Origin of the sequence: Virgibacillus sp. 7505, from assembly GCF_002272135.1 — a bacterium.
Classification (GTDB): Bacteria; Bacillota; Bacilli; order Bacillales; family Amphibacillaceae; genus Terribacillus.
The window spans coordinates 128,766-150,253 of sequence record NZ_NPBF01000004.1 but is presented as its reverse complement, the minus strand read 5'-3'; the positions used below and the strand labels follow the sequence as shown (position 1 = coordinate 150,253).

23 protein-coding genes are annotated in these 21,488 nt (G+C 44.4%); 17 read left to right on the top strand and 6 right to left on the bottom strand.

All coding sequences use genetic code 11. The features are described from left to right. Window positions 1–6 precede the first annotated feature (6 nt). A complete protein-coding gene (ku, locus tag CHH91_RS00710; protein ID WP_095221000.1) occupies window positions 7–855 on the top strand; it encodes a non-homologous end joining protein Ku in 849 nt (282 codons plus the stop codon). A gap of 149 nt (window positions 856–1,004) precedes the next feature. Continuing rightward, a complete protein-coding gene (locus tag CHH91_RS00705) occupies window positions 1,005–1,964 on the top strand; it encodes an acyltransferase family protein (protein ID WP_095220998.1) in 960 nt (319 codons plus the stop codon). A gap of 32 nt (window positions 1,965–1,996) precedes the next feature. Here CHH91_RS00705 and CHH91_RS00700 read toward each other — a convergent pair whose 3' ends face one another. Further along, a complete protein-coding gene (locus CHH91_RS00700) occupies window positions 1,997–2,734 on the bottom strand; it encodes an AraC family transcriptional regulator (RefSeq protein WP_095220996.1) in 738 nt (245 codons plus the stop codon). Between the two features lie 222 nt (window positions 2,735–2,956). Between CHH91_RS00700 and CHH91_RS00695 the strand changes: the two genes are divergently transcribed. The 5 genes from CHH91_RS00695 to CHH91_RS00680 all read left to right on the top strand — a co-directional run bounded on the left by CHH91_RS00695 (window position 2,957) and on the right by CHH91_RS00680 (window position 6,165). Continuing rightward, entirely contained in the window at window positions 2,957–4,606 is a 1,650-nt protein-coding gene (locus CHH91_RS00695) for an ABC1 kinase family protein (protein WP_095220994.1), read from the top strand. Window positions 4,607–4,608: 2 nt separating this feature from the next. Further along, window positions 4,609–4,914: a phasin family protein gene (locus tag CHH91_RS00690; protein ID WP_095220992.1), complete on the top strand. Its 306-nt coding sequence runs from the start codon at window positions 4,609–4,611 to the stop codon at window positions 4,912–4,914. A 111-nt stretch (window positions 4,915–5,025) separates the two neighbouring features. Further along, window positions 5,026–5,166 carry a hypothetical protein gene (locus CHH91_RS20395; RefSeq protein WP_176465612.1) on the top strand — a complete coding sequence of 47 codons (141 nt, stop codon included), beginning with the start codon at window positions 5,026–5,028 and terminating at the stop codon, window positions 5,164–5,166. Window positions 5,167–5,461: 295 nt separating this feature from the next. Beyond that, complete coding sequence (locus CHH91_RS00685; protein WP_095220990.1) at window positions 5,462–5,779, top strand: YwdI family protein; 318 nt, start codon at window positions 5,462–5,464, stop codon at window positions 5,777–5,779. A 17-nt stretch (window positions 5,780–5,796) separates the two neighbouring features. Next, on the top strand, window positions 5,797–6,165 hold the full coding sequence (locus tag CHH91_RS00680; RefSeq protein WP_095220989.1) for a DUF423 domain-containing protein: 369 nt from the start codon (window positions 5,797–5,799) through the stop codon (window positions 6,163–6,165). Between the two features lie 31 nt (window positions 6,166–6,196). Here CHH91_RS00680 and gerQ read toward each other — a convergent pair whose 3' ends face one another. Continuing rightward, window positions 6,197–6,685, bottom strand: a complete 489-nt coding sequence (gerQ, locus tag CHH91_RS00675) for a spore coat protein GerQ (RefSeq protein ID WP_095220988.1) — start codon at window positions 6,683–6,685, stop codon at window positions 6,197–6,199. 236 nt (window positions 6,686–6,921) lie between these two features. After that, window positions 6,922–7,668 carry a hydrogen peroxide-dependent heme synthase gene (gene hemQ / locus CHH91_RS00670; RefSeq protein WP_095220986.1) on the bottom strand — a complete coding sequence of 249 codons (747 nt, stop codon included), beginning with the start codon at window positions 7,666–7,668 and terminating at the stop codon, window positions 6,922–6,924. Window positions 7,669–7,930: 262 nt separating this feature from the next. On the opposite strand from hemQ, the gene pta reads away from it, so the two are divergent. Continuing rightward, a complete protein-coding gene (gene pta / locus CHH91_RS00665; RefSeq protein ID WP_095220984.1) occupies window positions 7,931–8,905 on the top strand; it encodes a phosphate acetyltransferase in 975 nt (324 codons plus the stop codon). A 114-nt stretch (window positions 8,906–9,019) separates the two neighbouring features. Next, window positions 9,020–9,823, top strand: a complete 804-nt coding sequence (gene ytvA, locus CHH91_RS00660) for a YtvA family blue-light photoreceptor (RefSeq protein ID WP_286160652.1) — start codon at window positions 9,020–9,022, stop codon at window positions 9,821–9,823. 23 nt (window positions 9,824–9,846) lie between these two features. Here the strand turns inward: ytvA and CHH91_RS00655 are convergent, their stop codons facing one another. Next, a complete protein-coding gene (locus CHH91_RS00655) occupies window positions 9,847–10,671 on the bottom strand; it encodes a lipoate--protein ligase family protein (protein ID WP_286160651.1) in 825 nt (274 codons plus the stop codon). 184 nt (window positions 10,672–10,855) lie between these two features. Between CHH91_RS00655 and CHH91_RS00650 the strand changes: the two genes are divergently transcribed. Then, window positions 10,856–12,151 carry an HD domain-containing protein gene (locus CHH91_RS00650; RefSeq protein ID WP_095220980.1) on the top strand — a complete coding sequence of 432 codons (1,296 nt, stop codon included), beginning with the start codon at window positions 10,856–10,858 and terminating at the stop codon, window positions 12,149–12,151. A gap of 12 nt (window positions 12,152–12,163) precedes the next feature. Continuing rightward, window positions 12,164–12,667: a YwgA family protein gene (locus CHH91_RS00645; RefSeq protein WP_095220978.1), complete on the top strand. Its 504-nt coding sequence runs from the start codon at window positions 12,164–12,166 to the stop codon at window positions 12,665–12,667. A gap of 38 nt (window positions 12,668–12,705) precedes the next feature. Here the strand turns inward: CHH91_RS00645 and CHH91_RS00640 are convergent, their stop codons facing one another. Then, window positions 12,706–13,440 carry a hypothetical protein gene (locus CHH91_RS00640; RefSeq protein ID WP_095220976.1) on the bottom strand — a complete coding sequence of 245 codons (735 nt, stop codon included), beginning with the start codon at window positions 13,438–13,440 and terminating at the stop codon, window positions 12,706–12,708. Window positions 13,441–13,700: 260 nt separating this feature from the next. Here CHH91_RS00640 and CHH91_RS00635 point away from each other — a divergent pair, with 260 nt between their 5' ends. Both CHH91_RS00635 and CHH91_RS00630 read left to right on the top strand, forming a co-directional pair. Further along, on the top strand, window positions 13,701–15,659 hold the full coding sequence (locus CHH91_RS00635; RefSeq protein WP_095220974.1) for an ABC transporter permease subunit: 1,959 nt from the start codon (window positions 13,701–13,703) through the stop codon (window positions 15,657–15,659). A gap of 49 nt (window positions 15,660–15,708) precedes the next feature. Next, entirely contained in the window at window positions 15,709–16,209 is a 501-nt protein-coding gene (locus CHH91_RS00630; protein WP_095220972.1) for a YwhD family protein, read from the top strand. A gap of 41 nt (window positions 16,210–16,250) precedes the next feature. Here the strand turns inward: CHH91_RS00630 and CHH91_RS00625 are convergent, their stop codons facing one another. Next, complete coding sequence (locus tag CHH91_RS00625) at window positions 16,251–18,152, bottom strand: transglycosylase domain-containing protein (protein ID WP_286160650.1); 1,902 nt, start codon at window positions 18,150–18,152, stop codon at window positions 16,251–16,253. A 43-nt stretch (window positions 18,153–18,195) separates the two neighbouring features. On the opposite strand from CHH91_RS00625, the gene CHH91_RS21130 reads away from it, so the two are divergent. The 4 genes from CHH91_RS21130 (at window position 18,196) to argS (ending at window position 21,459) form a co-directional block, all read left to right on the top strand. After that, window positions 18,196–18,336 (top strand): hypothetical protein, encoded by a 141-nt coding sequence (locus CHH91_RS21130; protein ID WP_286160649.1) that lies wholly within the window; start codon window positions 18,196–18,198, stop codon window positions 18,334–18,336. A gap of 132 nt (window positions 18,337–18,468) precedes the next feature. Further along, window positions 18,469–19,296, top strand: coding sequence for a polyamine aminopropyltransferase (speE, locus tag CHH91_RS00620; RefSeq protein ID WP_095220968.1), 828 nt, complete (start codon window positions 18,469–18,471; stop codon window positions 19,294–19,296). 55 nt (window positions 19,297–19,351) lie between these two features. After that, complete coding sequence (locus tag CHH91_RS00615; protein WP_095220967.1) at window positions 19,352–19,792, top strand: YwiB family protein; 441 nt, start codon at window positions 19,352–19,354, stop codon at window positions 19,790–19,792. Next, entirely contained in the window at window positions 19,789–21,459 is a 1,671-nt protein-coding gene (gene argS, locus CHH91_RS00610; protein WP_095220965.1) for an arginine--tRNA ligase, read from the top strand. Before CHH91_RS00615 ends, argS begins: the two co-directional genes overlap by 4 nt. The last annotated feature ends 29 nt before the right edge of the window (window positions 21,460–21,488 follow it).

The window sequence follows — 21,488 nt, the reverse complement described above, 5'->3', positions numbered from 1 at the left end:
CAGTTCATGCATACGATGTGGAAGGGAACAATCAGCTTCGGGCTTGTGAATATTCCCGTAAAAATGCATGCTGCTACGGAAAATAAAGATGTGAAGCTGCGGCAGCTGCATAAAGAATGCAACACACCGGTAAAGTATGAAAAAGTCTGTCCGCATTGTGAGAAGGAATTACAGACAGAGGATATCGTCAAAGCCTATGAATACACGAAGAATAAATTTGTCGTGCTGGATGAGGACGAGCTGCAGGCGTTGCAGAAGGAGCAGGAAGACAAAGCAGTGGAGATCGTCGATTTTGTCAGCTTAGAGGAAATTGACCCAATCTATTTTGAACGCTGCTACTACTTGTCTCCAAATGAAGGCGGAACAAAAGCATACAGCTTATTGCGAAAAGCACTTGAGGATACAGGGAAAATCGGTGTTGCCTCTATGGTCATCCGTTCGAAGCAGCAGCTGGCGGTTATACGTGTGTATAAGAATGTGCTCGTTGTGGAGACGATCCATTATCCCGATGAGGTTCGAAATGTCGCTGATGTGCCGAATATCCCTGCAGAGGATGCTATTGTCGATAAAGAGCTGAAAACAGCTAAGCTGCTTATTGAACAGCTGACAGCTACATTCGATCCGGAGAAGTACAATGACGATTACCGCGAAGCACTGCTTGATTTGATTCAAGCGAAGCGGGATCATGAAGAAGTTCATATTCCTACAGCTAAGAAACAGCCTAGCAATGTAACCAACTTGATGGACGCATTGCAGGCATCTCTCGATAAAGCGAAAAAAGATAAGCCCGCAGCCAAGAAGACCACGAGGAAAAAGACGGCAAGCCGACCTAAAAAGAAACCGGAAGCTGGATAATTCTGCCCTTCTTTTTACACACGGATGTCGTATATGACAGCATCTTGACAGCTGGCTAACAAGTAGATGAAGAAGCCGCGTCCGCTATAGCGTTTCTGCTCCGTGCTCCTTACTATGGAAGAATACATCCGGAAGAAGGAAGCGATAGAATGGAACGCGATGCGTATTTTGATAATGCAAGATTGCTTATGATTGCCTTTGTCGTATTCGGACATCTAATTCAGCCGTATCAGGACATGTTATTCCTGCAATGGAGCTATACAATGATATATACCTTTCACATGCCTATTTTTATCTTTTTGGCTGGTTTCTTTGCAAGGGGGGCAGGCAATAAAGCTGCCATTGAAAAACTTGCGAAAAAGCTGCTTTTACCGTTTTTGTTTTTCCAAGTCATCTACACGTTTTACTATTACATGATCGGAAAAGAGGGCTGGATGGAATCCATTCTTGTGCCGCAATGGGCGCTGTGGTTTTTACTTAGCTTGTTCTGCTGGCATATACTGCTTATTCCATTCAAAAGGATACGTCCCAGCCTTGGTATTCCGCTAGCAGTGTTCATCGGTTTGTTAGTGGGTTACTTTAATGAAATTGGAGGAGCGATGAGCCTTTCCAGGACATTTGTTTTCTTTCCGTTTTTCTTAATCGGATATTGGGTGACAAAGGATCAGCTTGCCGTACTTCGGCGTATACCTGTCAGGATAGGAGGCGGACTGCTGCTGCTGGCAGCAGGTGCTTTATTTTATCTCTATCCTGACTTCCCGACTGACTGGCTGCTCGGATCGAAATCTTATGCAGTTTTAGGGGCCGGGGAATCAGGCGGATTGATCCGCTTGTCGATCTATATGTTTTCAGGGCTGATGATGATTAGCGTACTGGCGCTTGTACCAAACAAAGAAATGCCTTTTACGAAGTATGGACAGCGAACACTGTATGTTTATCTCCTGCACGGATTCTTCATTCAGTGGATCAGGGTGGATGATTTGTTCGAAGTAAGCAATAGTCTTGATGTTTTAGGTCTCCTGATTGTCACACTAAGCATTGTACTGGTACTTTCCCAGCGCTGGATGCTGCGGATATGGAAACCGTTGATAGAGCTGAAAAGCCCATAAAAATACCGCACAGGTTATCCTGTGCGGTATCTTTAGATTGCGCGTGAGTCGCGGAATTGTTTTGGAGTCATGGATGTATAGAACTTGAATTGTGCCGTGAAATAGCTTTGGTTGCAGAAGTTGAACTTCTTAGCCAAATCAGCAATCGATTGGTTCGTATGAAGCAGGAAGTATTTGGCCTCCTCAATCTTCTTTTGATTGATGAATTGGACTGTGGATACGCCAACTTCTTTTTTGAATAGATGGGAAAGGTAGCTCGGATTCACATTGCAGTGAGAGCTGATTGCCTGTAAGCTCAAGTCTTCCAGGATATGTGACTGAATATAGCCGATAGCTTCATTGATGATGTTGGAGTATTGTGTAGCTCTGCTTTTATTCAAGCCTTCGATGAAACGGACGAGCATATCATATTCCAATTCTGAAAGTTCCTGCTCTGTCTGGCAGTTCTCGATTTCAAGCATATAAGTCATATTGAGGCTCGATGCTACTTCTTGGGAAGCACCGCCTCTTAAGATAGCACGTGTGTATAGCGTACAAATGCTGATCAATTGGTTCTTGGCAGAACGTAATGGTTGAAAGGCATACTTCGGGCGTTCAGAAGTGGATAGGCTTTCAATTATAGATAATGCCCCGTTCAAGTCACCATCGGATACAGCATCCATCAGCTGGTTTTCAAGCAGGTAAGAAGGGTACAAAAATTGTTTGTTTGACTTAGTATTTTCGACGGAACGTTTTTCAGGCAGAACAGCATTTTTAGATATGCTAGACATACTATACCTCCGTTAAGGGTTTTTGATTTACCATCAGTCTTATATATCAATATTGTAAGCGTTTTCTGAGAAAAAATAAACTGTTTTATTAAAAAATATTTATAAAACTACTATTTTTACATTTTTCGACACAGCCGCAGGTTAATAGACAAGCAAGAGAAGTACTAGCTATAATAGAAAATAGCAAGAAAGAAGGCAATTGTCTGAAAATGAGGTGTGTACATGCGTGTCAAATCCACCCGTCGTATTATGGCTATCGTGTGGATGGTTATCCGATTTATGGTGCAGATCTATTGGTTTTACCTGCTGCATAGCCGTGTATGGGATGAACAGGATAAACAGGAATGGGAAGCATTACTGACCAAGCAGGCGCGGGAATATCGGAAAATGGCGGAGAAGAAGGGCGGATTGCTGATCAAGTTAGGCCAGTTTCTCAGTTCGCGTGCTGATTTGCTGCCAAAAGTGTTCATCCGGGAGATGGAAGGCCTCGTCGACAGGGTAAAGCCGACATCATTTACACATTCGGAAGCAATATTAAAGGAAGAGCTTGGCGGCTGCTATGAAACGGAGATTGTGCATCTGAACCCTAAAGCAGTTGCTTCTGCTTCTATCGGCGAAGTGTACGAGGCATACTTGCAGAACGGTCGGAAGATTGCGGTCAAGGTCCAGCGCCACAATGTCAGGCAGATCTTCCATATGGATTTCAAAGCGCTCCGAATCATTTTTTTCCTCCTCCGAAAATTTACGAGTATCGGCAAGAAATCGGACATGAAGGCTTTATACGCGGAAGTAGTAACCATCATCAGCCGGGAATTGGATTTCAGGAAAGAACTGGAGCATGCGGATTATTTCCGGAAACGGTACAAAGGAAATCCGGATATCAGAGTACCTGATTATTATCCTGAGCTCTGCACGGGCAGAGTACTTGTGATGGACTGGGTAGAGGGACGGAAAGTGACGGATACAGATTATCTGGATGCCCAGAAGATTCCCCGTGAGCAGGTAGCCAAAGCACTTTTTCAATTCTTTTCAGATCAGTTTCTGAACAGCGGTATATTCCATGCTGATCCTCATGCAGGCAATATCATGGTTCAGCCTGACGGGAAAATCGTACTGCTCGATTTTGGTATGGTCGGTGAGATTAGAGCAACGGACACGGAGTACTTACGGGAGGCTATCCAGGGCATCGTACTCGATGATTATGAGGCTGTCATTCAAGCCCTTTACAAGATGGAGTTTTTGCTTCCGTCAGCTGATACGGAGAAAGTGAAACGGATACTTCGGAAAACAGTGGACCTGTATAAGGGCGGGCAGCTGGATGTAGGTGATACTGAATCCTTCTTGCAGCTGATGGAGGAGCTGCAGGTGATCGTAAAGGAACAGCCGATCCAGCTCCCGGCAGATTTCGCTTTCCTCGGACGGGCAGTTTTCTTGGCAATTGGCCTGGTGGCTGTCATTTATCCGCAAGCAGATTTAGTAGAATGGGGAAAACCCGTCATCCTGCGGTGGATGAGAGGGTCGAAAAAACATAGCTCCATTTATACTGGTATCATTACTAATTCACTTCGTCCATTCCTGTCGATGCCAAGAGCACTCGTCGACTGGCTCACTGACGGAGAGAAGCAGCGCGGCTGGGAAAGAGATAAGCAAAAGAACCAGCTGCTGCACCAATTTTACTTCTTTTATACGGTTCTGTTACTCGCTTTGACGGCAGGTTCGACATACACTGGCATCCAAGGAATCATCCACCATACATTATGGCTCGTCCTCGTCGGGTTCATCCTGACATTCATTTTCTTTGGTTTATGGTTAATTCTCTTCATCAAGCATGTTCTGCTGCTTATATCCATAAATAAAACTAGGAGGTTATGATAATGGCAGATTTGTTACGAAAGGGATTTCTTTTAGGTGTTGGTGCTGCTTTGGCTGGGAAGGAAAAGCTGGATGCTAAATTGAAAGAGCTTGTGGCTAAGGGAGAGTTAACACCACAGCAAGCGAAGGATTTGATTCAGCGCTTTGTAGATAAGGGAGAAGCCAAATCCAATGAATGGAATGAGAAGAATCAAGAGAATATGCAGAAAAAAGTCCATGACCTGGGACTTGCCACGAAAGCAGATGTTGATGCCTTGAAGCAGCGGATCAGTCATTTGGAGCTGCGTTTTCAAAATAAAGAAGATTGATAGATTGTATAGAACTATTAATTTGTCGTGAATATTTTGAAAATTTGTTGTCAAGCATCCAATTCTCGATTAGAATGATGATAGAGGTATAACCAGAGGAGGTAATTAGCAATGATTAGCTTTTTATCTTTTGTCGACCAGGTGGAACAGGACATGAAGCGCCCTTCCACAGCCACAGAATATGATTTCTTGAAATGGATGCATGAACAATATGTCGCCGAACAATTAGATATACTAAAGCAAGCGCAATAACAGAAGACCCGCCATACGGCGGGTCTTTTTATTTTCTGGTTTGGGTTCTGCATAACAGGATTGTAAGGAATGACCGGCTTCCATATAAGCCATACTGAATTCTGTAATTTCATAGGGTCTTCAGTTTCTTCTACATCATCTGTCTTCATTTCTTAAGGCTCTAATTTATGTATATGTTATGAACAGTATACCAGTTTTCCGCCGAAAAGGAACATACGTTCTCGTCTCGGGATTAAATATTTCCTTTTATATCTGTTATAATGCATGTAGCAGCAAAACGATGGAGGTGTTCGACTTGTTAAGTGAAGAAGCAGTGCTTCGGCATATGAAAGAGGAGCTAGAAAGGGCATTGGACCTTAAGGATGTACAAAAGCAGCGGGAGCACGTTCGAGCGGTTCGTTCGATGTGTGACTTGTTTTTGCAAAGTGAGCGTTCAGAGCATCCAGTCAAAACGCAGGTGTCTAAGGTGTCTAAACCGTCAGAAGCAGCAGTGAGCCCATCAGCAGCTGAATGGGCAGCGATGACAGGGGAATGGCCAGCCCAGCAGCAGCCCAAAAAAGCATTTGAAGATGATGATGAAGAATCGAACGGTAAGTCATTGTTCGATTTTTGATATAAAGGAGCAGAAAAATGAAAGCATTACTCATAATCGGAGCCATAAGTGGGTTCCTTACTGTAGCACTTGGAGCATTCGGAGCGCACGGAATGGAAGGAAGATTGTCAGAGAAGGCAATTGCCACGTGGGAAAAAGCAGTTCAATATCAAATGTTCCATACAGTGGCGATCATCGGAGTAGCATTATTGCTGCAAAAGATCCAAGCAGGCAGTTTGACGACTGCTGGCGGTTTCTTTATCGCGGGCATCCTGCTATTTTCAGGAACGCTTTACATATATGCTGTCAGCGGAATCACGATCTTTGCCATCATTACACCAGTCGGTGGTGTGGCATTCCTGATCGGATGGGTGCTGCTAGGCTATTCAGCAATTAAATATTTATAAGGAAAAAACCTCTGCCGAAGCAGAGGTTTTTTTATCGTGGTGGATAAGTTGCAGTGCCGCCTGGATTGCCAAATGGGTAACTATAATTAAGCGGTTCATCGAATGTTACATAATCGAGATAGACCATCAATAATAAGTAACGTCGGTTGTTCTCTGGATCACGTAAGATTAGATGATCACGACCAGCAGCCTCGATCACGCCTTTGAAGATTTTTGCGTTCCAACGGTCATTGTTTTCGAAGGTCATGTACACGGTGGCGAGCTTATTTCGATTCAGACGCAGAATGTTCTCGATATAAGACTGCTCAACGGGCAGTCCTGGTCCTGCTGGCCCTCCGCCTTGAACTTGTGATGGGACTTGCTGCTGTTGTTGCTGCTGCGGGAAAAACGGTTGGTTTTGCTGACGAGTTGGATAGCTATAGTTCGGGACTTGCGGATAAGTATAAGCCGGGCTCTGTTCCTGATACTGCGGGGTGCTCGGAGACTGGTTTTCTTGATTCGGGTTCTTGCTCATTTTCATTCCCCTTTCCTATATCCTTTCAGAAGACATTTTGGCTGGCTAAAACTGTGAAGGCCAGGAATTGTGTTCGATCGTACGACCACCATGAATACAAGAAATGCTCCAGCCTTCATTAACTGTTATCGCCTAACCTCATGTCTAAGGAACTCATGCCTGTTCTTTGACATGATATGAAGCCTGGAAGGGGAGTAGAACAAAGGAATAAAAAAAGCCGGACCAAGTTGGTCCAGCTTTCATTAAATATGAAAGTAGTCGGATACTGCTTCTTTATCCAGCTTATTTCCGAAATAGAAGTCACCGAATTCGCCGTAACGTGCGCTCACTTCGTCGAATCGCATTTCATAGACTAGCTTTTTGATTGGCAGTGGATCGTGTGCAAACAATGTAACGCCCCATTCCCAATCATCGAAACCAAACGAACCTGTGATGATTTGTTTGATTTGCCCAGCGTATTTACGTCCGGTTTTGCTGTGCTCATACATAAGTTTTGATCGAGCATCTTTTTCGAGTGAATACCAGTTGTCATCATTCATACGACGTTTATCCATTGGGTAGAAGCACATATAATCCCAGCGAGGAAGAATTGGTTTCAGACGCGCTTGTACTTCTGGTTTCTGTTCGATATCAACACCAGGTTTGCTCATATATTTGGAGAGCTCGACGACAGATAAGTAAGAGAAGCTTTTCGTCATGAAAGATGCGATCTGCATCTTATCGAAAGCTGTTTCGATCTCCTGCAATTCATCCATTGTCGGTCGCATAATCATAAACATCAGGTCTGCTTTATGACCAATTATTTTATAGACAAGCTGACTGCCGTTTTTTGCTTCCTCAACTTGTTCCATATTTGAAAGCCAGTTCTGATATTCCTCGATTGCTGCTTGACGCACATCCTCGGAAACCAGTTTCCAGCTTGTCCAATCCATTACACGGAAATCATGCAGGCAATACCAGCCGTCCATGGTTTCTACTGCTTCTGCCATGCCTAAACACTCCTTTTTCGTTCACATTCTTTGTATAGTGTAACACAAACGACATCTCATCATGCTAGTCGCTGCTTTCTAGTTCCCGCCTCTATTATATCAACTGTTCCGTATGTCTGGTGTGTATACTTTGACAGAAATGGGAACATCTAAAGAAGCGGTTATTTTAATTAAAAAAATCAGCATCAGCTGATATGACTTTAAAAGTAAAACAAAAAGATTTACTATAGAAAATGCAGACATATTCTAGGAGGGTTTTAGGATGAGTGATTTATTTCAAACATTGCGGGAAAAAGTAACAGGTCAAAATAAAAAGATCGTCTTGCCGGAAGGCTTGGATGAACGTATTTTGGAAGCAGCAGGAAAGCTTGCCGAAGAGGGGATTATTGCACCGATTTTGGTCGGCAATAAAGAGCAAGTGGAACAGAAGGCAAAAGAACTGTCTATCGACTTGCACGGCGCAGCAATTCTTGATCCAGATACGTATGAAAAATTCGATGAGCTGGTTGCAGCGTTCGTGGAACGCCGCAAAGGAAAAGCGACAGAAGAAGATGCAAAGAAATTACTAAAAGATGAAAATTACTTCGGTACAATGCTTGTTTATATTGGTGAAGCTGATGGTCTTGTGAGCGGAGCGGCTCATTCTACTGCGGATACAGTACGTCCAGCATTGCAAATCATCAAAACGAAGCCAGGATACAAAAAGACTTCAGGAGCATTCGTAATGGTAAGAGAAGATGAGCGCTATGTTTTCGGTGACTGTGCCATCAACATCGCACCTGACAGCCAGGATCTTGCAGAAATTGCTGTAGCAAGTGCTGAAACAGCAGCTATGTTTGGTATTGATCCGAAAGTTGCATTGCTAAGCTTCTCCACAAAAGGTTCTGCTAAATCTCCGGAAACAGAGAAAGTGGCAGATGCGCTTGCGATTGCAAAAGAGAAAAACCCTAGCCTAGTGGTCGATGGCGAATTCCAATTCGATGCAGCTTTCGTACCATCCGTTGCTGCGAAAAAAGCGCCGGATGCTGTATTGAAAGGTGATGCGAATGTGTTCGTATTCCCTAGCCTCGAAGCAGGTAACATTGGTTACAAAATTGCTCAGCGTCTAGGTAACTTCGATGCTGTAGGTCCGATCCTGCAAGGCCTGAACGCACCAGTAAACGATTTGTCCCGCGGCTGTAATGCAGATGATGTGTACAAGCTTACACTTATCACTGCTGCACAGTCTGTAGAATAAGCATATAGGAAAGACGCCTTTCTTAAAGGGGGGCGTCTTTTTTGTTTGTTTTGTTTTTCCAGCTCAAGTATAGTAGAATAGCCTTGTCTCAGATGCAAAAGGAGTGAGTATTTGTTGGGCAAAGATATCCGCTATTCATCCGAAGTAACAGATCAGTTTGTGAAGCATGCCATCGATTACGTAGGAGCAGGAGTGGTAATCACAGACCCCTCACTTCCTGATAATCCGATTATTTATACAAACAAAGGTTTCGAAGAACTTACCGGTTATCCCTCTGAAGAGATTATCGGCCATAATTGCCGTTTTCTTCAAGGGGAAGATACGAGAAAAGAAGATGTTGCTGCTGTTCGGAATGCAATACGAAATGAAAAAGCTGTTGTGGTCGAACTGAAAAATTACCGCAAGAACGGTGAGATGTTCTGGAACGAGCTGGAGATCTATCCGATCTTTTTGGAAAGTGAGCAGAAGACGTTCTTTGTTGGTGTCCAGAAAGACGTGACACAGCGGAAGCAGAACGAAGAGCTTGTTTCCCGTTACTTGGAGGAAGTTTCCCGTTTATCGACACCTATTGTACCAATCACGGATACGACATCGATCCTACCATTGATTGGGGATGTCGATGATCGCAGACTGAATCAAATATTGGAACGGGTAGGAGAACATGTTCAACAGACAGGAGAGCGGAATTTCATTCTTGATTTGCAAGGAATCAGTCGCTTCCATAGCGGAGTCCATCATGGTGTGCTGCGCTTGCATCAGCTGCTGGATATGATGGGTACTCGACTCATTGTAACAGGCTTCCATCCGAAGATGGCCATGGATAGTGTACGTCAAGCAGACTTCAGTGATCAGAACATTAAGTTCTATTCTTCGGTGAAACAAGCCTTAACCTTTTTGGAAAAAGAAGAAAACCGCTGAACCGATAATCGGTCAGCGGTTTTTTATTGGAAATTCTCATTACGGGCACGCATCAGCTTCATCCGTTCCTGCTGCAGCTGAACTTCTCGTTCCGTCATCTCATCAGTAGGATTGATGTTCGTGATAGATGCAAGGCCATCAGCAATCCGTCTACAAACTTGTTCGCTAGTAAGAGTAACTTGGAGCAATTCTTCCAATGATGCCATCGTTTCCGGCACTACATCAGGGAAGGTGAAGCGAGTTTCCGCTTTCTTTTTAGCCCTTTCATAGAATCCTCTAACGATTTCTGCACGTGACGCGCCGCTTCCATCTACACATAAGTAAATTTGGACGGCAGAACCGTCTTTCACCCTGCGCTGGGAGATACCGGCAAATTTCCGGCCGTCTATGCTCAGATCATAGGTTCCGGGACAATAAGAACCGACTACCTCGAATGCCTCGATTTTATCGGTAAGATCCTGGAAGATATATTGGATGAAGGAAACCATTGCTTGATACCCATCATGGATTCCGATGTGCTTGGCATCCGGGAAAATGAAGGATAGGTTGACAACGCCTTTATCCAGCAGCACAGCTAGTCCGCCAGAGTTTCGGACGACTGCTTTATAGCCCTTTTCCTGCAAATAAGATATTCCCTCCTTTATGTAAGGCAGACGGGAATCAGGTATGCCGAGCATAATCGTGCGGTCATGGATCCACAGCCTTGCAGTTGGCGGAGCCAAATTTTCGCCGACAGAGATAGCCAATGCATCGTCTATCGCGAAGGAGGCCATCGCCTGTTCGGGACCATCTTCACCGGAATGATCAATAATACGGAATTCAGGTGTTTGAAGTAATGTATGTAACACGTAGAACGCGCTCCTTTTCAGCTGAATGGCGTTAAACGCCAATACATAGTATAGCAAAGAATAGGGTAGACAAGAAACGAGTAAAAATTACTTTTGGTTATTTACTGGGGAGCCGATATTTTATAAACTAATTCTATTGGACAAAAAAATACGAGACAGAATGACATAAAGTGAGGCAGAGGAAATGGCGTATCGAGATGAAAAGCTAGATGAAGAAAAAGTTTTCAAAGATCCTGTGCATCGTTATGTACATGTCCGTGACAGGGTGATATGGGATCTGATTGCGACGCCAGAATTCCAGCGGCTTCGCAGAATCAAGCAGCTTGGAACCTCTTATATGACGTTTCATGGTGCCGAACACAGCCGTTTCAATCATTCCCTAGGGGTTTATGAGATAGTCAGACGGATTGTGAACAACTTCGAGAACCGCAAGAATTGGAAAAAGGAACAGCGGCTGCTGCTTTTATGTGCTGCTTTGCTCCACGATCTTGGTCATGGCCCTTATTCCCATTCCTTTGAGAAGGTTTTCGGATTGGATCATGAGGAATTCACCCGCAAGATTATCCTGGGGGATACAGGAGTCAATCATGTGCTGCGGAAAGTGAGTGCAAGTTTTCCTAAAAAAGTAGCCGAAGTCATTAATAAGACTTATGATGACAAATTGATTGTCAGTATCATCTCAAGCCAAATTGACGCAGACAGGATGGATTATCTGCAGCGTGACGCTTATTTCACAGGTGTCAGCTATGGACATTTTGATATGGAGCGCATACTTCGTGTGATGCGTCCACGTGAAGATCAGGTCGTAATCAAGGAGTCCGGCATGCACGCGGTCGAAGATTATATCATGAGCCGCTATCAGATGTATTGGCAAGTATATTTCCACCCTGTAACACGCAGTGCGGAAGTGATTCTGACGAAGATATTACATCGTGCAAAAGCGCTCTATAAAAGTGATTATACATTCAAGCTGCGACCGCAGCACTTCATTTCCTTGTTTGATGAAAAAGTTACCTTGGACGATTATATACGGCTTGATGAAAATGTCACATCCTTCTATTTCCAGGCTTGGCTTGAAGAAGATGATGATATACTAAGAGACTTATGTGAAAGATTCCTGAATCGCCGACTATTCAAGTATATCGAGTTCAATCCGCTCCTGCATATGAAAGAGATGGTCGAGCTGTCCAGGCTCTTCAGCGAAGTAGGAATCGATCCAGAATATTATCTGATTGATGATTCTTCATCTGATTTGCCTTATGACTTCTACCGTCCAGGCGAGGAAGAGGAGCGCTTGCCGATTCACTTACAATTGCCTAATGGAAAATTGAAGGAATTATCGCGTCAATCGGATATTGTAGAAGCGATTTCGGGTAAGAAACGAACAGACCATAAATTATATTTCCCACAGGACATTCTGGAAGCCCTGCCGGATGACAGTCAACAGAAGCAACGGATTTATGAGATTTTATTCCAATAAGGAGGAGCAGCTATGCTAGCCAACCACGCAAATCTCCTGCAATTCTTTTCTTCCGTGGAAGAAGTGGTAGGAAGAAAGAAACTACAGAAGATGATTTACATACTGAAGAAAAATGGTATTCCGTTCGGTGAAAAATATGAATTCCATCTTTTCGGTCCCTATTCGGAGGAATTATCCCTGCGTGTGGATGAACTGAGCAACCTCGGTCTGATCAAAGAGACAAAAGAGGATAAAAGCAGCTATTTCCAATACCGTTATACAATTACGGAGGAAGGCCAACAGTTTCTCACACATTATGATAATCAATTCCCTGATTATCAGGAGGCTATCCGCCTGCTGAAAGAAAAGAGCTCCCGATTCCTGGAGCTGGTTTCCACGATGCTGTATTTCGAAGAGCTTCCGCAGGATGAAGTAGAGGAAAAAGTACGGACAGTGAAAAAGAAACAAAATTATACAGACGAAGAGATGACCCAAGCCTGGGAATTCATCCATACGCTAAAAAAGCAGCAAGCATGAAAAGAGCGAAGGATCCTCATGATCCTTCGCTCTTTTACTTAAACCAGTAATAACAATATGGTATAACCGACTGCACCAATCAGAAAGCTTCCGATACTGCTTTCCCGTTCCTCAGGAAGCTCTTCCTTCAGTACATTCAATACGATACCGCCTGCAATAAAGGCATTGAGTATCGAGATTGCAGCTTCGTTCAATTCGGTTAAAATACCGATCAACCATCCTATTAGAATTGCTCCAGTGAGAAGTAATCTTCCATATCGATCATAGATATGCTTGTGGTCACTCCGCAGGCTCCGGTCATTGGTGATGAAGTGGACACCTAAAGCAAGAAAGTAAAACAGCATCCCGAGGGGAGACTCATACTCTTCCCGTACCAGCAAGTAGCCTATAATAGCGTTATATAAAAAGAAAGAACTGATATGCAGCCAGAAAATACCCGATCCTGCCGCTTCGGGATCTTTGAGTCTATTTGTATGTTTCGATACCGTCACCATTCTTTCCAATCCATAGAAAAGTACCAAACCAATCAAAGCAACAATATAAATATGATGTTCTGCATATCGCCATACACTATCTCCAAGTTCAGCTTCCAATTTTTCCTGATAAGTATTCAACTCAGGGAGAAGATGTACAAATACATACGCGACAGCAATTCCCGCAGAAACCGACAGGAACTTGCTCCGAGGTGTTTCCTTTAGAAAGCTCATATATTTAGAACAGTAATGAATAAGTGCAAACCCCGCTGCGAAAATCAAGCTAAGCCAAAAATACATAAAATTCCCCTTTCAGTCGTTGCTGCGTGAATACTTTTCCCGATTCGAACTTGCCATAATCCTACTGTGGTGCTGATCCATATTTAGATGGCTTACATGCAGAAGGGCTTATTGAATTGTGTACTTTCTGCCGAATATTAGTCCATTTTTGCACATTCCCGTTTAGTGATCTTACATTTTTGTATATAATTAACAGAAAATTATAATATAATAGAATTTTGAAAGGGCACTAAATATCATGAGGAAGAAGAGTGGGATGAATGCGAGCTGTCTCTTTTGTAGGTTATCTGTTTGTTGGTTTGGTTGGACTTGTAATGATAAGCTGTGTCCCATCAGTATTCATGCCGGATTCATCGGGATATTTCCGTGCGGTTGCTGTTTTAGTTGAGCAAGTACTAGATCCTTCCCGTTGGATATATGATCAAGGCTATGGACGTGTTTATCCATTATTCGATTATCTTGCTCCTGCGATGTCGTATTCCATGACAATCCTGTTTGGAGCATTGTTGACTGGATTTGTTGGAGGGTTGCTGTTTGCAGTCGTTTCTTGTCTGCTGCCAAACAAAGTCGTCTTCCCATTTAAGCGGCTGGGTTATCTGCTTGAATCCATCCCGGATGTCATATTAGCTTTCGGTATCCAATTATTTGTTGTTTTCTTTTATAAACAATTCGGTTTTTTATTATTCCGTTTCAGCTCTGTAGGCCAAGAAGAAATCTATGTTCTGCCGATTCTGATATTAGCGATTCTGCCTTTTGTAACCTTCTACCGCATCGTACTGTCTATGTTGGAAGAGGAGCAGCAAAAGGACTATGTACTATTAGCAAAAAGTAAGGGGATAGGAAGAGAGGCTATTCTATTCCGTCATGTCTTGCCGAATATCCTGCCATCTGCTTTCCTGCATACAAAAGTCATTACTTGGGCTACGCTCTCAGCACTGCCAGCGATTGAATATTTAATGAATCTGTACGGTATTACAAGTATTTTGAAAGAGATGCTGCTGCAGCCTGTACAGAGTATTATTTTTTTCTTTATCCTAGCAGCATTCTTTGTGCCATTCTATTTTATCTATTCCATTGCTGAAATGATTTTCGGGGGAAAGTCAGGAATCTCCTCCGCACCTGCATGGAAGGCGGCACCGCTGTTTGGAACAAGTAGCAATGGAAACCGAATACCATTCGCTAGAGTTTCACATAATCAAAGAATCTATAGAAATAAAAAGTTCATCGTGGGTTTCGCGTTGATTGCCTTGCTGTTTATCGGCAGCTGTATATATACGCTAGCAGCGGATCCTGTTATCAATGTGGATCAATATCAATATGATGCTGCGGGTAATATGGTACAAAAAGCGCCGTTTGGACCGGGAGAAGACTATTTGCTGGGAACGGATCGACTGGGGAGGCATTTGGATGATGTGCTGTTGGCAGGTGCTAAGTATACAATCGGATTCGCTTTGCTGGTCGCTGCATTGCGGATCGGAGGTGGGTTCTTACTTGCTATTCCCTACGTCCTGCTAATACCATCAAGGATCCGGAAGTTCCTGGACCAACTGGCGGATGGATTACATTATGTGCCGCAGTCTTTGTTAGCGATAATGCTTTTGACGCCAATTATTGCGCCGGACTCGATGCTGTCATTTCCAGAGAAGATCATCTGGCAACTAATGATTCTGTTCCTGTTAGTATTACCGCTAACTACCATACTGTTAGGAAAGGAAATACATCAATCCCTATCGAGTGCATACGTAACAAGCGGAGTTGTCCTTGGAGCGAGCCGCTTGCAGCTTTTAAGAAAACATGTGTGGCCGCAGATCAAAATTAGATGTTACATCCTTTTCGGCCACCAAACACTTCAAGTAATAGTCCTATTCATCCATTTAGGTGTGTTTCAGTTGTATTTCGGTGGTACGGTGCCTGGGGAAGAGGGCTTCTCTGGTTCTCCAGCCACTAGTGAATGGTCTTCTCAGATTTCCTTTCTCCGCTATATGCTAATGACGGGGCAAGGTTTTTATACCATCAGTATCTTACTGGCATACCTGCTATTGATTGGCTGTGTTCAACTGATGGTGGACGGATTGAAAGAGGTTGAGTTAAGGAGACTCGGGATTAATCTTCCAAAGAAAGAAAAGATATCGAAACCAATTCTGACCGAAGTTGCCGCATCAACTGTCGTCTCAACCAATGCTTTCCGCTTCCATGATGAAACAATTGAATTGAAGTAATAATCCGACACATGCTACTATAGAAGCAAAAGTCGAGGGAGCGGTATACGTGGAAAAGAAGAAAAATAATGCTTTCACGATCATGAAGGATGATTCTACAGATGGTCACGGGGGATATGGGGTCGGTTCCATCAGTCTGGAAAATATGAGTCCGGTCATCGTTGATCCGCACGAGAAAACAGCGTACGTGGACATGGCAGCGATGCACGCCCGCAGTCAAGTGGAAAGACGCGTGCGTTTCCAGCATGAGAAGGATAAGGTACAAGACGGGAAGCTGTATTGGATTGTCTGGGTAACCGTGCAAAATGGCGGGGATGGCCCTTATTATTTTGGAGCTGCTGCCAGCGAGATCCTCGTCGATCGGCCGAATCGTATCGCCTATAAATCAATGCCGGAGCATGTGAAGCATATGGAGCAATCCATGAAAGGGAAGTACGTGCTCGAGCATATGGATGAGCTATCGAAGGGATTGCTGCTGGATTTCCTTAAGGACTATAAGCCGGAATTCTGGAGCAGGTCACCGAAGGAGTTAGAAAATCAACTGCAATAAATGAAAGCCGCTGTCCTCAAGGAGGACAGCGGCTTTTCCTATTAAAACAGCCAATCGAACCAGCGTTTCCTTCTATTCATCGGTTCTTCCTGATCTTGCCGGAGAGGAAACTCATCCAAATCAGGCCGGCAGTATAGCTTTGGCTCCGTCCCTCGTACAAAGTAAGTGAATCGGCGCTTTTCACAATACGACGTAGAAAGGAAGCCGGAATCAGGATCAACAAACACGCCGCGTACGCCTGCAGGAGGGCGGAATGCTTTGATTGGTTCGCCCTGATGGGCTGCTTCCATAAAGCCTGCCCAAATTTCCTTGCTGTAGGCCAATTCCTTTACTTTCTCCATGGAGCGGTTGTCATCATAGCCTGTCCAGACCGCTGTAACTAAGTCAGGGCTGAATCCGACCATCCAGCTATCCGTCGTTGTCGTTCCAGATTTGCCTGCGTATGGCCGGCTCAGCTGATCCTTGATCGATGCTCCTGTGACGCGCATATAGCTGCTAAGCGAATCATCGAACATACCTGTCATGAGATCAGTGAGCACGAACAGTCTTTTTTTATCCAGCTTGCTTTTGGTTTTCTGCGGTTTATGCGTATAGATAGTCTTCCCATTGCGATCGACGATTTTTTCAATCGTATAGCTCTCTATCTGTTTACCACCGTTGGCTATCCGGCTGTAGGCAACGCCCATTTCTTCAACAGATACCGGCGAAGTTCCGAGTGCTAGGGACGGTACTGCCTGTAAATCACTTGTGATTCCAAGCTTCTTGGCATCCGCAGCGACTTTCTCCGCGCCAACCATTAAATTCGTCTTCACCGCATAAATATTATCCGACATCGCGATAGCTTCTGCCATCGTGATTTCCTCATTTGCATAATAGCCATGAAAATTACCAGGAGCATATTCGCCGCCCTCTGGCAGCTCAAAGGTCGTTTCTTCGCTTCTTAACTGTGTCATTGGTGTAAAACCATTTTTCAAGGCAGTGTAATAGACAAAAGGCTTAAATGAGGAGCCCGGCATACGTTTACTAGTAGTAGCTCTGTTATATGTGCTCATCTTGTAATCTGTTCCGCCGACCATAGCTGTAATTGCACCAGAATCCGGGTCCATGGCAATGGCTCCTGTCTGCAGTTCTGTATCAGCCGGAATCGTATCGGCTATTTGCGTCTCGAGTTTAAGCTGGTGGTCAGAATCCATCGTTGTATAGACATGATATCCAGAAGCTACAGCCTCATCCTTATCCATCCCCAGAACCTCGGCTAATTCATCTGTAATATAGTCCTGAAAATAACCGGCACGTCTAATTGTTTCCCGTTCCTGTTCTGTCGACAGAGACACAGCGGGAAGTGATTCGGGTTCTGTGATATAACCTGCATCCTGCAGCAGTCCGTAAATATATTCCTGCCTTTCATCAGCAAGCTCTTTATTTTGAAAAGGGGAATAGTAGGATGGCCCCTTTGGTATGCCGGCAAGCAGTGCGGCTTCAGCAGCTGTTAAACTGCCGGGATCTTTATCCATATAATAATCGCTTGCTGCTTGAATACCATACATCCCATGTCCGTAATAAATCGTATTAAGATACCCTTCCAATATTTCATCCTTCGAGTAAAACATTTCTAGGCGGATACTGTATATTGCTTCTTTGAATTTTCGAGTCCATGTCTTATCATTCGTTAAGTAAAGGTTTTTGGCATATTGCTGGGTAATGGTACTGGCTCCTTCAACCTTGGCGCCAGCCTTGATATCTGACAGGGCGGCAGCAAATATACGTTTCCAGGCAAAGCCATGATGTTTGTAGAAATTCTTGTCTTCTGCCAAGATAGTCGCATGAATCAAATGCGGAGAAACTTCGTCCAAGGCGATCCAGCGTTTCTGTGTGTTGCCATACTGTTCACCGAGGATTGTGCTGTCGTTCGCATAGAATGTTGTACTCCATTTATTTGTCATCGCCGGAGGCCCCATCAGATAACAAATGAGGAGCAGTCCGCCGATGGCAGTTATTAAGCTTCCAAGAATGACAGCTGCCAGCCTTTTGGGCCGGAGCCACCTCTGCCATCTGGCTATCGGAATCCGAATCAAATCTATCGCCTGCTTCCTTCATGGTGTCAAAAACAGTATCGTCATCCAGTAGGATAATAAACATTGGAAAGGGTTGCTTTTTTTCGGAATTTCTCTATAATTTGATTGTTTAAAGCTATAAAAATGACTAACACTAGTTGCGAGATGTTAAAGGATTTTACACATAGAGGAGTTTTGACAGCTAATGGAACTTTGGTATACAGAAAAACAGACAGACAGCTTCGGTATCACAGCAAAAGTGAAGCGTTCCCTGCACAGTGAGCAGACTGATTTTCAGAAATTGGACATGCTCGAGACGGAAGAATGGGGCAATATGCTGACATTGGATGGCATGGTCATGACTACAGAGCGGGATGAGTTTGTCTATCACGAGATGGTTGCCCATGTACCATTGTTCACGCACCCGAATCCGGAGAACGTGCTGATTGTAGGCGGAGGAGATGGCGGTGTCATCCGTGAAGTACTCAAGCATGACAAAGTGAAAAAAGCGACGCTTGTTGATATCGATGGCAAAGTTATCGAGTATTCCAAGAAGTTCTTGCCTTCCATCGCAGGTAAAATGGATGATCCGCGTGCAGATGTGCGCGTCGGTGACGGTTTCATGCACATTGCTGAAAGTGAGAATGCCTATGATGTCATTATGGTGGACTCGACAGAACCAGTAGGACCAGCAGTCAACCTATTCACGAAAGGCTTTTATGCCGGGATTGCTAAAGCACTCAAAGAGGATGGCTTGTTTGTTGCGCAGACAGATAATCCATGGTTCAAAGCAGACCTGATTTCACAGGTGTACAAAGATGTGAAAGAAATCTTCCAGGTTACAGAGTTGTATACGGCGAATATTCCTACTTATCCAAGTGGTCTGTGGACGTTCACGATGGGCAGCAAGGTGCATCACCCAAAAGAAGTGAAAGCAGAACGGTTCCAGCCTATCGAAACGAAATACTATACACCAGAGCTGCATCAAGCTGCTTTTGTACTGCCGAAGTTCGTACAAGATCTATTGAAATAAAAATGGAGAGGCGCTTCCGTGGGAAGCGTTTTTCTTACTGAAAGGGGAGAGCTGCATGCGTCAAACAAAAATTCCGGTATGGATCGAGATGGATACGGCAATAACGGAGGAAGATGATACGGAGTATACAACTCTGAGGGCAGCAGGTACCTATTCCGCCAATGGGGGATTGACAGTCGTCAATTTCACAGAGGAATCCGAAGAAGTCGGGGAAACGAAAACTATGATTACCATCTCGACTGATAAGGTGAGCATCAAACGCTCAGGCGGATTTGATATGAAGCAAGTTTTCATAAAGAATCAGCCGACAGAGAACGTATACCGCCATCCTTATGGTACAATGCATATGGAAACAAGCACACACGCGATGACGTTCTCGCCGCTGGCAGCTGGAAGCCCGGCGGAACTTACAATAAGCTATACAGTAACTTTGAATCAGGTGCAGTCTAGAAGACATGCATTGACGTTGCGTGTGCAGGAGGAGAGTAACGGATGAATATCGTACAACAAACAGAACAAAAATTGAAAACGGCGATTCAGGAGGCTGTTTTGAAGGCTGGTTTGGCTGATAAAGAGACAATTCCTGCTGTCATTTTAGAGCAGCCGAAGGATAAAGCGCATGGCGACTATGCAACGAATATCGCAATGCAGCTTGCTCGTGTTGCGAAGAAAGCACCACGCGCCATCGCGGAGGATCTGCAGAAGAACTTCGATTACGGCCAGGCACCTGTTGAAAAGATCGAAATCGCTGGACCAGGATTCATTAACTTTTTCATGCGTAACAGCTATCTTGGCGAACTAGTATCTACTATTTTGGAAGCTGGCGATGATTTCGGACGCACGAACGCAGGTAAAGGAGAAAAAGTCCAAGTTGAGTTTGTTTCGGCGAACCCGACAGGTGACTTGCACCTTGGACATGCCCGTGGTGCGGCGGTAGGCGATTCTCTTTGCAACATCCTTGATGCAGCAGGCTATGAGGTTGGACGCGAATATTATATAAATGATGCTGGTAATCAGATCGATAATCTTGCACGCAGTGTACAGGCGCGTTATTTGCAAGCGCTTGGACAGGATGCTGAAATGCCGGAAGATGGCTATCACGGTAAGGATATCATCGGAATTGGTAAAGAGCTTGCCGAAAAGCATGGAGATAGCTATGCGTCTAAACCGGAAGAGGAGCGCCTTGCTTTCTTCCGTCAGTATGGTTTGACTTATGAGCTTAAAAAGCTCGAGAAGGATCTTGCTGATTTCCGTGTTCCGTTTGATGTGTGGTACTCAGAAACTTCTCTTTACCAAGACGGAAAAATCGATACAGCATTGGCAACACTTCGTGAAACGGACTATGTCTTTGAAGAAGACGGTGCTGTCTGGTTCCGTTCGACAGATTTCGGTGATGACAAGGACCGTGTACTCATCAAACAGGATGGCAGCTATACGTACCTTACTCCGGATATCGCCTATCATAAAACAAAACTTGATCGCGGATTCTCGAAACTGATCAACGTATGGGGAGCCGATCACCATGGCTACATCCCGCGTATGCGCGCTGCTATCCAAGCACTTGGCTATGATGCTGATACGCTGGAAGTTACGATTATCCAGATGGTGAACCTGTTCGAAAATGGCGAAAAGGTGAAAATGAGTAAACGTACTGGAAAAGCAGTTACACTGCGTGAATTGATGGAAGAAGTCGGTATCGATGCGATGCGTTACTTCTTCGTCATGCGTTCCAGTGATTCTCATCTTGACTTCGACATGGATTTGGCAAAATCCCAATCCAATGAAAACCCTGTTTTCTACGTACAGTACGCATATGCCCGGATCAGCACGATGCTCGCGCAGGCTGCTGATAAAGGATTCCAGACAGAAGGAGCCTACGATGCGAGTCTTCTGACTGCTGAGAAGGAATTGGATCTCCTAAAACGTCTTGGGGAATTCCCTCAAGTAGTGACAGATGCAGCTGAAAAACGTACGCCGCACCGTATAACGCAATATGCCTTTGATTTGGCTTCTGCACTCCACAGCTTCTATAATGCGGAGAAGGTATTGAACCCGGATAATCAAGAGCTGACAAAAGCTCGGATTGCGTTGATGAAAGCAGTTCGCATCACAATCAAAAATGCATTGCGACTCATCAGTGTGGAAGCACCAGAAAAAATGTAAAAAATAAAAAAGCCTGTCAGCGACAATGC

What these genes read in the sequence shown, in the direction of transcription:
- ku (WP_095221000.1), top strand. Translation starts at nt 7, where the DNA reads ATGCATACGATGTGGAAGGGAACAATCAGCTTCGGGCTTGTGAATATT.
- CHH91_RS00705 (WP_095220998.1), top strand. Translation starts at nt 1,005, where the DNA reads ATGGAACGCGATGCGTATTTTGATAATGCAAGATTGCTTATGATTGCC.
- CHH91_RS00700 (WP_095220996.1), bottom strand. Translation starts at nt 2,734, where the DNA reads ATGTCTAGCATATCTAAAAATGCTGTTCTGCCTGAAAAACGTTCCGTC.
- CHH91_RS00695 (WP_095220994.1), top strand. Translation starts at nt 2,957, where the DNA reads ATGCGTGTCAAATCCACCCGTCGTATTATGGCTATCGTGTGGATGGTT.
- CHH91_RS00690 (WP_095220992.1), top strand. Translation starts at nt 4,609, where the DNA reads ATGGCAGATTTGTTACGAAAGGGATTTCTTTTAGGTGTTGGTGCTGCT.
- CHH91_RS20395 (WP_176465612.1), top strand. Translation starts at nt 5,026, where the DNA reads ATGATTAGCTTTTTATCTTTTGTCGACCAGGTGGAACAGGACATGAAG.
- CHH91_RS00680 (WP_095220989.1), top strand. Translation starts at nt 5,797, where the DNA reads ATGAAAGCATTACTCATAATCGGAGCCATAAGTGGGTTCCTTACTGTA.
- gerQ (WP_095220988.1), bottom strand. Translation starts at nt 6,685, where the DNA reads ATGAAAATGAGCAAGAACCCGAATCAAGAAAACCAGTCTCCGAGCACC.
- hemQ (WP_095220986.1), bottom strand. Translation starts at nt 7,668, where the DNA reads ATGGCAGAAGCAGTAGAAACCATGGACGGCTGGTATTGCCTGCATGAT.
- pta (WP_095220984.1), top strand. Translation starts at nt 7,931, where the DNA reads ATGAGTGATTTATTTCAAACATTGCGGGAAAAAGTAACAGGTCAAAAT.
- CHH91_RS00650 (WP_095220980.1), top strand. Translation starts at nt 10,856, where the DNA reads ATGGCGTATCGAGATGAAAAGCTAGATGAAGAAAAAGTTTTCAAAGAT.
- CHH91_RS00645 (WP_095220978.1), top strand. Translation starts at nt 12,164, where the DNA reads ATGCTAGCCAACCACGCAAATCTCCTGCAATTCTTTTCTTCCGTGGAA.
- CHH91_RS00640 (WP_095220976.1), bottom strand. Translation starts at nt 13,440, where the DNA reads ATGTATTTTTGGCTTAGCTTGATTTTCGCAGCGGGGTTTGCACTTATT.
- CHH91_RS00635 (WP_095220974.1), top strand. Translation starts at nt 13,701, where the DNA reads ATGCGAGCTGTCTCTTTTGTAGGTTATCTGTTTGTTGGTTTGGTTGGA.
- CHH91_RS00625 (WP_286160650.1), bottom strand. Translation starts at nt 18,152, where the DNA reads ATGACAAATAAATGGAGTACAACATTCTATGCGAACGACAGCACAATC.
- CHH91_RS21130 (WP_286160649.1), top strand. Translation starts at nt 18,196, where the DNA reads ATGGCAGTTATTAAGCTTCCAAGAATGACAGCTGCCAGCCTTTTGGGC.
- speE (WP_095220968.1), top strand. Translation starts at nt 18,469, where the DNA reads ATGGAACTTTGGTATACAGAAAAACAGACAGACAGCTTCGGTATCACA.
- CHH91_RS00615 (WP_095220967.1), top strand. Translation starts at nt 19,352, where the DNA reads ATGCGTCAAACAAAAATTCCGGTATGGATCGAGATGGATACGGCAATA.
- argS (WP_095220965.1), top strand. Translation starts at nt 19,789, where the DNA reads ATGAATATCGTACAACAAACAGAACAAAAATTGAAAACGGCGATTCAG.